This is a genomic window from Arthrobacter sp. B0316-1-20 (genome assembly GCF_059091865.1).
Window position 1 is genome coordinate 18,627 of the sequence record NZ_JBNHHC010000049.1, and the last position, 10,863, is coordinate 29,489.

Annotated in this window: 10 protein-coding genes and 2 pseudogenes; 6 read left to right on the forward strand and 6 right to left on the reverse strand. The window is 66.4% G+C overall.

Annotated features, from left to right (window positions below):
* The first annotated feature begins 321 nt into the window (after positions 1 to 321).
* Positions 322 to 626 (forward strand): annotated as a pseudogene (locus tag AC5RW2_RS35540) (IclR family transcriptional regulator domain-containing protein).
* A 634-nt stretch (positions 627 to 1,260) separates the two neighbouring features.
* Here the strand turns inward: AC5RW2_RS35540 and mftG are convergent.
* Positions 1,261 to 2,844, reverse strand: coding sequence for a mycofactocin dehydrogenase MftG (mftG, locus tag AC5RW2_RS35545; protein WP_494031230.1), 1,584 nt, complete (start codon positions 2,842 to 2,844; stop codon positions 1,261 to 1,263).
* Positions 2,845 to 3,243: 399 nt separating this feature from the next.
* Complete coding sequence (gene mftA / locus AC5RW2_RS35550; RefSeq protein ID WP_494031229.1) at positions 3,244 to 3,381, reverse strand: mycofactocin precursor MftA; 138 nt, start codon at positions 3,379 to 3,381, stop codon at positions 3,244 to 3,246.
* Between the two features lie 112 nt (positions 3,382 to 3,493).
* Here mftA and AC5RW2_RS35555 point away from each other — a divergent pair, with 112 nt between their 5' ends.
* The 4 genes from AC5RW2_RS35555 to AC5RW2_RS35570 all read left to right on the forward strand — a co-directional run bounded on the left by AC5RW2_RS35555 (position 3,494) and on the right by AC5RW2_RS35570 (position 6,967).
* Positions 3,494 to 3,811 carry a hypothetical protein gene (locus AC5RW2_RS35555; protein WP_494031228.1) on the forward strand — a complete coding sequence of 106 codons (318 nt, stop codon included), beginning with the start codon at positions 3,494 to 3,496 and terminating at the stop codon, positions 3,809 to 3,811.
* Positions 3,808 to 4,935: a cytochrome P450 gene (locus tag AC5RW2_RS35560; protein ID WP_494031227.1), complete on the forward strand. Its 1,128-nt coding sequence runs from the start codon at positions 3,808 to 3,810 to the stop codon at positions 4,933 to 4,935. Before AC5RW2_RS35555 ends, AC5RW2_RS35560 begins: the two co-directional genes overlap by 4 nt.
* Positions 4,935 to 5,699: a dethiobiotin synthase gene (gene bioD / locus AC5RW2_RS35565; RefSeq protein WP_494031226.1), complete on the forward strand. Its 765-nt coding sequence runs from the start codon at positions 4,935 to 4,937 to the stop codon at positions 5,697 to 5,699. Before AC5RW2_RS35560 ends, bioD begins: the two co-directional genes overlap by 1 nt.
* A gap of 179 nt (positions 5,700 to 5,878) precedes the next feature.
* Positions 5,879 to 6,967 carry a DUF8462 domain-containing protein gene (locus AC5RW2_RS35570; protein ID WP_494031225.1) on the forward strand — a complete coding sequence of 363 codons (1,089 nt, stop codon included), beginning with the start codon at positions 5,879 to 5,881 and terminating at the stop codon, positions 6,965 to 6,967.
* 123 nt (positions 6,968 to 7,090) lie between these two features.
* Here AC5RW2_RS35570 and AC5RW2_RS35575 read toward each other — a convergent pair whose 3' ends face one another.
* The 3 genes and pseudogenes from AC5RW2_RS35575 to AC5RW2_RS35585 all read right to left on the reverse strand — a co-directional run bounded on the left by AC5RW2_RS35575 (position 7,091) and on the right by AC5RW2_RS35585 (position 9,104).
* The gene (locus tag AC5RW2_RS35575) at positions 7,091 to 8,287 is read right to left on the reverse strand and encodes a hypothetical protein (protein ID WP_494002588.1); all 1,197 of its coding nucleotides are present in this window, start codon (positions 8,285 to 8,287) and stop codon (positions 7,091 to 7,093) included.
* 54 nt (positions 8,288 to 8,341) lie between these two features.
* Positions 8,342 to 8,686, reverse strand: a pseudogene (locus AC5RW2_RS35580) (hypothetical protein); the annotation flags it as partial.
* A gap of 139 nt (positions 8,687 to 8,825) precedes the next feature.
* Positions 8,826 to 9,104, reverse strand: coding sequence for a hypothetical protein (locus AC5RW2_RS35585; RefSeq protein ID WP_494031224.1), 279 nt, complete (start codon positions 9,102 to 9,104; stop codon positions 8,826 to 8,828).
* A 166-nt stretch (positions 9,105 to 9,270) separates the two neighbouring features.
* On the opposite strand from AC5RW2_RS35585, the gene AC5RW2_RS35590 reads away from it, so the two are divergent.
* The gene (locus tag AC5RW2_RS35590; RefSeq protein WP_494031223.1) at positions 9,271 to 9,765 is read left to right on the forward strand and encodes a hypothetical protein; all 495 of its coding nucleotides are present in this window, start codon (positions 9,271 to 9,273) and stop codon (positions 9,763 to 9,765) included.
* A 339-nt stretch (positions 9,766 to 10,104) separates the two neighbouring features.
* Here AC5RW2_RS35590 and AC5RW2_RS35595 read toward each other — a convergent pair.
* Positions 10,105 to 10,863, reverse strand: a 759-nt coding sequence (locus tag AC5RW2_RS35595; protein ID WP_494075080.1) for a cytochrome b/b6 domain-containing protein, incomplete at its 5' end; no start/stop codon positions are given.

The window sequence follows — 10,863 nt, forward strand, 5'->3', positions numbered from 1 at the left end:
TCACTAACGTTCCTTACCGAAACTTCTGCCCTCTCCCAATAACCCCCAATGTCCTCGTTCACGGCACTGCCCCTGCCCACCATCCACCGGCTGCTGCGCACGCTGGTTTCCTGGGCCACGTCCGGCAGCTCGCCAACCGGCGGTACTCCTGGTGCCGCGGCTGATCCGGTTGGGTGAAGGGGCAAATAAATAGCTCGGCTCTCACTCGCCCGTACCTGAAGACACTGGTGGACACCTTGGGGGAATCTGCCAACGTCGCGGTACTGGACTCCGACATGGTCGGTCTACATCAGCCAAGTCCCCTCGCCACATTCCATGCGCATGTTCACCGAGGTCGGTCGCCGCGTGCATACACCCGACACCGGCGTGGGCAAGGCAATCCTCGCCCAACTGGAGTACGACAGTGTTCGCGGCATTGTGACGCGCGCCGGCATGCCCACGCCCACAGAACGGAGTGTCGCAACATCTCCGACCTCATGCTGGAGTTGAAGCGCATCCGGGAACGCGGATACTCCATTGACGAGCAGGAACAGGAATTCGGCGTGCGCTGCTTCGCGATGGTGGTTCCTGATGCCCCGATTCCCATGGCGATCTCCGTTTCGGGGCCGGTTTCCCGTGTGGATTAGAGCTTTGCCCAGCGCGCCGTTCCGCTTCTGAGACTGCCGCGAAGCAAGTCTCCGCCCATTTGAATACAGCAGCCGCTAACTAGCGATCGAGGTTAGGCCTGGCGGAACCCGGATGGTGAAGCCTGGTCCGCTAACCTACGGACGAAGACCAGCCCGTACCCGAGAACCCCGTCACCGCTCCGACCACGCGCAAGCCAAGGCCTCATGGTGCACCGTGGCCACGGCACGGGGTACAGCTACCGCACCTGATGTGCGACTCAGACCTGTAACACAGGAATATCGCAACAGGACAGCTTGAGGAAATCATTATTATCGACTCCTCACCACGGGACGTTTGATGACAGTGAACCGCACCAAGAACGAACACGCTCCCCCGCTGTGGAAAAACCGGAGCAACAGCGTATCGAACCTCTTATCGAAACGGATGCAAACAGATGGCCGGCCTGGCATGAGTACGGACATTCACCAAGGGACTACAACGACTGCGGGTTTTATTTTCCAGAACGGTTTAGGAACCGACGTGAATCTTGCTCCTGGAAATAGGATTCCCGCCAGCGGGCAATCTGGCTGCCCTGCGCAGAAGGTCCACCTGCGAGGGCCTGCCGCCGTGGCGCATGGCCGCGCCGTCCCCGGGTCAATGCTGAATGGAGGATTCCGAGATTCTCTCGCCGTGACGGATGAAATCGGCCACCTTCTCGCCGATCATGATTGCCGTTGCGGCGGTGCCGCGGGTTGGGGCGTCGGGGAGGATCGAGGTGTCGGCGACGCGGAGGTTCCGGATGCCGTGCACACGGCCGTACTGATCGACGACGGCCATGGGGTCTTGGGGCGGACCCATGCTGGCGGTGCCGGACATGTGGATGGCGGTCCCGAGGTGGTCGAAGGCCCAGCGGTCGAGGCTGGCGTCATCGTTGAGGATGTCGGTACTGAGGTCCGCGAGACGTTCGAATATGGGGCTGAAGGCCTGTGTTTCCAGTAGGCGGACGGCGGTACGGAGTGCCTCGCGCATCCGTGTCTTGTCGGCGTCATGGGCCAGATACCCGTAGGAAATCTCCGGGTGGTCCCCGTGGTCCGGCGTCCTGATGGTGATCTGACCGCGCGAGCTGGGCTGCTGTAACGCCACGATGAAGCAGACGTTGTTGTCGCCGGAATCGTTCGGCCCGGTTCCTGCGTGCATGGCGCGGCTGAACGGGCGCAGCATGGGCAGGATTTCAAGGTCGCCGGGGGTGGCGGCACCGGCCGATGTCAAGTTCAGGACCCCTTCGAAGAGCCGGTCAGTTTCGGGCGGGTCGAGCCGTCGCTTCGGTTCAAAGATCAGGCAGATGTCGGGGTGGTCGCTGAAGTTCTTGCCGACCCCGGGCGCATCGTGCAGGACCGGTATTCCGGCTTCCGCCAGCTCGGCGGCGGGACCTATTCCGGAAAGCAGGAGCAGATGCGCGGACTTGACGGCACCGGCGCAAAGGACGATTTCCTGACCGTGAATGGTCTCGGTCCGGCCGTCCACCACGGCTTCGACGGCGACGGCGGTATCCCCGTCAAACAGGATTCTGGAGACTTCGGTTCCGCACACGATCTTGAGGTTGGGCCGGTTCCGGATCGGGTTGATATAGGCGATGCCGGTGTTGATGCGAAGCCCGTCCACACAGTTCACCGGCAGCGGCCCGTAGCCTTCCGCGACTGTCATATCGTTCTTGTCGGGATCCTCCTGGAAACCCAGCTCCTTGGCCGCTGCATAGAAGGCGAGAGTGAATTCGGACGGACTCTCGATCTCCCGGTAGACCGGCACGGGTCCGCCGGACCCATGGCCTGCCGAGCCTCCATAGAGGAGGTCGTCCTCCAGCCGGATGTAGTAAGGCAGGACATTCTCGTAGGACCACGCGCTGTTACCGGCCGCTTCCCAGCGGTCGCAGTCGCTCCTGCGGGCCCGCACAAGGTAGGAGCCGTTGATGGCCGTGGACCCGCCCAGGATACGGCCCCGGGCCACGGTGTAATCGATTCCCGGTGAGAGCTGTGCGAGGAAGCCCCAGTTGTGGGGGTGGCCCGGCATGGCTCCGGTCAGACGTGAGGCGTCACGGATATCCGCCGGGAACTGCCCGGTAGTCATCGCATCCGGTCCCGCCTCGATGAGCAGAACATTACGGTCCGGGTCTTCGCTCAGCCGTGCGGCCAGGGCACAGCCGGCAGCCCCTGCCCCTACAACGATCGTGGCATTCTTCACTGATTCTTCCGCTTTCGTGCATCGGAGGTGGTGGGGTTGCGTACCAGGCGGAGGCTGACTTTGGGAAGCACCGCCCTGAAGTGACGGTGCCGGAAGCTCCCTGTCCAAACGCCCAACCCGTAGGCGGCTCCTCAGTCCGGAACATCCCTGTCCAGCGCAGGGGGTCGATCACCAGGCGGATCCGCGCCCCTTCCCGCAGCGGCCCAGCCGCAAGCAGCACGGCCGCGGCCCGGCGGATCCGTGGCAAGCAGGGCCCCGAAAGGTTCCGGCCGCACTGCGACGCTTGGATGGATCACCCACGGGGCGTCCATATCGAACGATGCCCCGTCTAACAGGTCCGTCGGTTGTGCTGTTTGCAGGATTCACGTGCTTGTCCTGGCGTTCAACAGTGGCGCCTGACTAGTAGACGCCGCACATGCCGTCGATCGAAACCTCCTCCACCAGAAGCTCCTCGGCGTTCGCCGAAGAGTTCTTCTGCGCTTCGGCTTCCACGACGGAGTCCCCTGCGACTGGGGCGTGCTGTGCTGAATTTGCCATGATGGCTCCTTAGCTCGAGGTCGGCGGCTGGACCGCTGGCCCGCTAATGGTGACCCGGCTCATACTAATGGCACTCTAGGCCAAAAAGGAACACCCTTCCCAAGGTGTTAAGTTGTATCTCTATGACCACGCGCTCGACCGGGCCGCGGGTGCGGTCCAGTCGGTTCCGGTCGGTGGGCCCGGGCCGGCGGTGCGAATCGCCGAGCAGCTGGAGCAGGACGGAGTGCTGGTGGGCTGCTTCCGCCCGCCCAGCGTGCCGGACGGCATGTCACGGCTGCGGCTGACGGCCCGGGCTGACCTGGCGGCGGAACAGACGGTGCGCGCCGCCGGGCTCGTGGCCGATGCCGTCCGGGCGGAACAGCCGGTACGTGCTGAACACGAAATCCCGGCAGAACAAACGACCCAGGCAGAACAGGCGGTACGGGCATGAATTTTCACGTAGTCAAGGATCCGGACCAGGTCCGCGAGGTCCTGCGCCGGACGGACGACTTTGTGCCCACGAACGCCCTGACCGCCGTCGTGCCGCTGGGCCCGGCGGCGCTGCGGATCCTCAGCCGCGCGCGCTTCGCCCTGCCGCCGGTGCTGGCCTCCGCTACCGGAGAGTCCCACCGCAGCGTGCGGAAGCTGGTAGCCGGCTTCTTCACCCCCGCCAAAGTCGCCGCGCTGGGACCGCGGATCCGCGAACTGGCGCGCCGGCGGGCGGACGCGGCCGCCGCCGGACTGGCGCACGCACCAGTAGACCTGGCCGATCTGGTGGCCAAGCACATCCCGCCGGTCATCATGCAGGAACTGATCGGCCTCAACTGCCCGGACCTGGACAAGCTGAAACGGTGGAGCCGCGACTCCCTGGAGCTGTTCTGGGGCTGGCCGGACGAACAGCGCCAGGCCGAACTGGCCGCCGCCGCCGCCGAGTTCTACGGCTGGCTGCGCGCCGCAGTTGAGGCCAGCCGGGATACGGATTCGCTGTTCGGGGTGCTGCACCGGGCGGGGGTGGATGCCGCCCGGATCTGCTCGCTCGGATACTTCCTGGTGATCGCCGGGCAGGAAACCACCGCCCAGCTGATCGCCACCACGCTGTACCGCTCGCTGGAGGAGCCGGAGCTGTGGCGGCGGCTGGCGGCCGGCGACGCGAAAGCCGGACCGATGGTACAGAAGGTGCTGGCAACGGAATCCTCCGTGTTCACCTGGCGTCGCGCGGCCGCCCGGGACACCCGGCTGGACGGACAGGAACTGCCGGCCGGCGCGGAGATCCTGCTCGAACTCAGCGGCCACCATCCGGCCGGCGCCGGCCCCACTGCGTATTCGCTGGCCTTCGGCCACGGCCTGCACCGCTGCCTGGGTGCCCGGCTGGCGGAACTGGAGACAGCCCTGGTGCTGGCGGAGACCGCCCGCGCGCTGCCGGAAATCGCCCTGACCGGTCCGGAGCCGGGCTGGCTCCGGCTGCTGTCCTTCCAGACGCCGCTGACGGTGACCGTCACCGGCACCAGCACCCGCCAGGGAACCGGAACGGGAACCGCCGCCGGGCTCCGGCCGGCCATGGCGGGGCGGTCCTGATGCCCGCTTCCCCGGCCGCACTGGCATCCGGGCTTCCCCGGATCATGGTGGTCACCGGTACGGACACCGGGGTGGGCAAGACCATGACGACGGCGGCGCTGGCCGCCGCCCTCAGCTCGCCGGCGTGGGGCAGCCGGACGGTGGCCGCCTACAAGCCGGTCCAGACCGGCCTCGAGAACGGCGAGCCCGGCGACTCGGACGAAGTGCGGCGCCTAGCCGGGGTGGCGGCGGTTTCCGACGGCGCCCGGCTGCGGGCGCCGATGGCCCCTGCGGCGGCCGCCGAACTGGAGGACACCCGGCTGCCGGACCTGGACGTACATCTGGAACGGGTCGGGGAACTGGCCGCTGCGAACGACCACGTCCTCATCGAGGGCGCCGGCGGTTTGCTGGTCGAACTGGACTCCGCCGGGCACACGCTGGCGGACCTAGCGGCGGACCTCAGCGGCGGGACCGCCACCCGGTCCGACCCGCCATCGGCCCTGTCCGTAGGCGTCATCGTTGTCGCCCGCAGCGGCCTGGGAACCCTCAATCACTGCCTGCTCACACTGGAGGCGCTGGACCGGCGCGGGCTGGCGGTGAGCGGCGTAGTGATCGGAGCCTGGCCGCAGCAGCCTGACGGGATCGAGACCAGCAATGTCCAATACCTGCACGGCCTGTCCACGCCGCTGGCCGGTGCGATCCCGGCCGGTGCCGCCGCCCTGGAGCCCCGCCGGTTCCGGTCCCTGGCCCCGCAATGGCTCAACGGACTGGTCTCCGTCCCTTGACCCGCCCCACCCTGTGACTCCCACAGGGAAGCATGGGTATTTGGATTGTGCAGCCGTTCTGCTCTCGCAGATGATCCGCTGCCACGAGGTCCGACGGGCTTTCTGTTGGACGCTGGTGATAGACTGGCCCAAGTTTCACCACTTTCACCAGTTTCACCTACTTTCACCCGAGAGGAGCCGTGTTGCAGAACCCCTTCAAACCCACCGCAGGAGCTACCCCGCCGGATTTGGTCGGTCGGGCCGGGCTTCTGGACGAATTCGAGTACGGCCTGCAGCAGGGCTCGGGCGCCCCCGGACTGCTCACCATCATCACCGGCGCCAGGGGCATCGGCAAGACCGTCATGCTCAGCACTGCAGAAGCGATCGCGAGAAACCACGGCTGGGCGGTGATCTCCCGAACGGCCAATCCGGGTTTTTTGGCCAGGGTCGGAGATGACATGCTCCGGCTTTCCGACGAGCTGGGCGGCGGGCCGCCGACGCGCAAGATCACGGCCTTCTCCGCGGCAGGATTCGGGCTCACGACCCAACTGCCCCCGGAGCGCATTCCGGACTGGCGGCGCACCGGGGAGGAACTGCTGCAGGTCCTGGACAGCAGGGGCACCGGGCTGGTCATCACGATCGACGAAATCCACGCCGTCGACCGGAGCGAAATCTCCCAGCTGGCCGCGGACGTGCAGCACTTCATCCGTGACGGGCTTCCCATCGGCCTGATCTTCGCCGGCCTGCCTTCGGCCGTCTCCGACCTCCTCAACGAGGGCGTGGCGACCTTTCTGCGCCGGGCCGACAGGATCAATCTTCATGAGGCAGCAATCGGTGAAGTCACCGCCTCCTACCGGGACCTTTTCAGCGAAGGCGGCATCGACGTCGCCCCGGAGCTGCTCAGCGAGGCGGCAGCAGCCACCGAAGGCTACCCCTTCCTCATCCAGCTGGTCGGCTACTACCTGTGGATGGCGGCCGACAAGGCCAACCGGGCCCTGGACCAGGAGAGTGTCCGGACCGCCATCGCCGCAGCGCTGCGACGGAACACCCTGGTTGTCGTGGAGTCCGCGCTCTCGGACATCTCCGACAAGGACCGCCAGTTCCTGCACGCCATGGCCGAGCAGGACGGCCCGTCAACAGCGGCCCAGATAGGACACCTCATCAAGTCCAAACCCAACGTGGTCTCCAAGTACCGCAATAGACTCATCGCGGCCGGACTGATCGAATCAGCCGGCTACGGCAAGGTCGACTTCGCCATTCCCGGCCTACGCGACTACCTTCGGCAATAACATCCGCAGAACAACGACCCCTACCCCTCCGCGGTGCATCGGGCACAGAGCCGGTCCTTCGTCGAGACAGCTAACGCTTTGTTGCCCGGTACCAGTGCGGGCGGATTTCCATCTCGCATGCCGTCAGCGGCTGGGTCCGCTTTTCACCCGTTCCGCTGCCACACCGGTCCCACCACGGGTCTTTCGTGCCTTGGCTGCCCCTCTGCCTCGCGTCAGCGCCGTGCCGGGGTGCGTGCCCTCGCTGCGTGCAGCGGCAAGGCGTCCCTGGACCTGGTTCTCGCTGGCGGTCCCGGCCAGTGAGGCAGCGAAGGCTTCGCGGTGTTCGGCGGAGCCGTACTCTGCAGCGGCGCTGCTTTCGGTCTTCTCGCCCTGATCGTTGAGCCGTCTGTTGTCGTCGCCGGTGACGCAGTTTTCCAGCTCCCGTCCCATGGCTTCAATGCGTGCGAACAGTTCCGCCTCAAGGCGTTCGTATCGCTGCTCCAGCGGCTGCTCCTGGGAGCCTGTGAAGCCGCCCTCGGCCAGGAGCCTGGCTTCGTGCCATTCCCTGGCCGCCTCCACGAACGTGGCGTCTTTGAAGTGCTCTTCGCCGGCACCGTTGAAGCTGGCCGTCGTTTCTTCGCGCAGCATCTCGACGGTGGGACCGTTGATGCCGTCCTTGCCGATCAGGTACAGGCGTTCCTTCACCGTGGCGTCGGCCGCTTCGATGGCCTCGGGCGTTTTGGCGTCGTGGGCGGTCTGCAGGGCCTGGGCCAGGGCGGGGTTGTTCAGGTACTCGACGGGTACCTGGTGCCTTTCCATCTCGGGTGCAAGCTTGTCGGCCCTGGCCCGGAGTTCTTCGGCCTGTGCCGCGGCGATCAGTGCCATACCCTTTTGGTGCTCGGCGGCAGCGGCGCGTCGGGCCTGCGCGGCGCTGATCGTTTCGATGCCCGATTCCAAGTATGCCGCGTCCGTCCCCACGTCGTGGGTATCGATGCCCCAGCGGGCCTTCACCTCGGTGCGGATCCGCTCGGCCGCGGCCAGTGCGGTGGGGTCGTGGTCCTTCCAGCCCTCGGCCAGGGCATGCATCTGGGCGATGTCTGCCGGCTGCGCCTGCTCCCACCACTTCTCCTTCTGCACCGGGGCGAGGGCGCCCTGCACAGCCGCCCGGTCGGCTGCTTCCCGTACCTGTGCCTCATGTGCGGTCCGGGTGTCCTGTTGCTCGCGCCGGCGCAGCGATTCCTGCCGCATCCGGGCCAGGGTTTCGGCCAGCCGTGAGGCGGTCATCAGGGACTGCCGCAGACCGCCTTCCACTACATCGTCAATGCCGTCTGATTCGCTCATGATCGGCACTTACCTCTCGTAGTGGTTCCTCGTGCGGTCCTAGCGGCCCCGGTCTTAGCGCTCCGGCACCGCTCCGGTGCCAAGGCTGGTGTCCGGGCCGTGGTGCCGGCCGGTCCTGGCCTTTTCGGGTGTGGCCGGGACAACGGGTGTGGATGGGACAACGGAGCCGGGACGGACCGGGGCTATGCCCCGGCGTCCGATGTCGGCGGCTGTGGGCCCGACGCTTACACCGGCGCCGGCACCGGCTGACGGGCTTTCAACTGATGGACTGTGCCCGGCGCCGACCGGGACGGGTTTGGGCATGGTCGCGGTGAAGGGTGCGAGCTGCTGTGTGACCACGGCACGAAGGCGCTGGGCCTCCCGTGCGCGGCCGGCTTGGGAGTGCATCTCGTACACCGCCGCAGGTCCGCCAAAACGTCCGCCGTGCCTAGGACCAGGCCGTCGCCGATGCCTCCATCGACATCCTCAACGACGGCCACTACCCGGACATTTCCCTCTACCTCAGCCGCGACATCAGCGGCCCGGACTACATGATCTACTACCAGGCCCTCACCGCCGCCGAATCCCTCGACGTGCTGATGGCGGCCACCCCACCAACGACGCCATCCAGCGCTGCCTGCAGGCACCGGACGTTGACGATCTCATCCTCAAAGCCCAGCAACGCCATGAGTCCAAGGTCCTCGGACTGGACCCCTCCCAAAGCAAACTGAACACCGGCAGGACCGAACAGGAAAGCATCCCATTTGAAGCCCGGCAGGCCGCCGCTCTGGCCGCCCAAGGCTTCCCCACCGCCGTCTTCGCCAACCCGCCCCAGCATGGAGCCCACACCAGCCATCCGGCACCGGCAGCACCCAGCCGGGCGGAGCTCCAACGATAGACAACAGCACCCCACATGAAGGCGGCGAAGGCACCGGAACAGCTTCGGCCGCCCCCGCTCCCGGTGTTCCGGTGGCAGCGCCGGCCCGGGTTGGGAAGCTGGCCGCTTGCAGCCGCTGCAGTTCGGCCAGCTCCGGATCCACCGTCTCTGCCGCGCTGTGCTGTGCCTGCTGCGGGGCCTGCATTTCGGCCAGTTCGGCATTGATCCGGGCCGCGTTCTGCCGGGCGGTCTCCAGCGCGTCCTGGTGCTTGAAACCGGTCTCCAGTGTTCGGGTCGCCTGTCCGATCCGCAACAGGGCCTCGGCCCGGCGCTGGTCAACTTCAGCGGCGAGTTTGGGCAGGGACGCCACCCGGTTTTCCAGCTGCCGGATCAGGCCCACGTCCGCGTTCAGCAGTTTCTCGCGGGTGGTCTGCGTGACCGCGCGCGGCACTCCGGCCAGTTCGATCTGCAGCACGGATTTATCGAAGGCCCGACCCGAGAGCTGAACAACTTTCAGATCGTGTCCGGCCAGCCGGCCCAGACTGCGGCTGGCGTAGGGGTCCGGCAACCCGATCGCGGCCCGTTGCGACCGTCGCCGAGAGCCACGGCCCCGCACGCATGAGCCGCAGGGATCAGCGCGGTCAGCGCCTGACGGGCCCCAAGCGCACCAGCGCGAATCCTCGCCCGGAACGGGTGGTGGCTGATAGGCCGTCTTTGTGCACTTTCACAGGCTACAGTCCGCGGTCCACCCCAGTGGGAAGCGACTGAAGAACCAACAGTTTTTCAAGGCCCCGACAACGGGGTGAACCGGAATCAGCCGCCAACGAACCGGTGGCATGATTCCCGGGGCGGTACGCTGGAGCCGGCATTGGGAGTGTGGTCCTAGCGTGTTGCTGCGACGGCGTCCAGTTCGATGACGTGTTTGGAACGGGCGAACCGGGAGAGGATGACACGGCCCGGGTTATTTGGTGACCTTGCCCATCCGGGCGGCGATGGGGGTAGTGAACAGCGGTTTGGTGAGGAACCAGGCCGCCGCGATGGCCACCAGAGACAGCAGGAAGACGGCCAGCCCCCACCAGTCCACGACGTCCCGGGAGGTGTACATGTGGTTCAGGTTCCGTAAGGCCCCGGTGAAGAACACCAGGAACACGTGCACGATCGTGAACCCCACGAAGTAGAGCATCACCGGGAAGTGCACCGCCCTGGCCCACTCCACCGGGTAGATCCGGTTGAGCCATTCGGCCTTCTCCGGCCACCAGGTGGAGAATCGCAGCCCGGATAAGACCGCCAGCGGGGCGGCGATGAACACAGTGGCGAAGTACGCTGCCACCTGCAGTGCGTTGTAGTGCACCCATCCGTCCTCGGTGGGCCAGTCCAGGGAGGCGTACTGGATCGCCCCGGAGAGCATGTTCGGGACGATGTCCCAGTCCGTGGGCACGATCCGCATCCAGTGCCCGGTGGCGAACAGCAGCACGACGAAGGCGACCCCGTTGGCCACCCAGAGCACGTCCAGCACTTGGTGCAGCCACTGCGACAGGGAGACCTTTTTCGGGGCGTTGCCCTTCGGGGAGAAGAACGAGCCCTTCTTGGCGGTCCAGTACCCGGGGGGCTTGCGTTCGGTCCGGACCTGCAGGCCGGTGCGGATGATCAGCACAATGAAGAACATGTTCAGGAAGTGTTGCCAGCCCAGCCAGGCCGGGATCCCCGCCGGGGCGGCCTC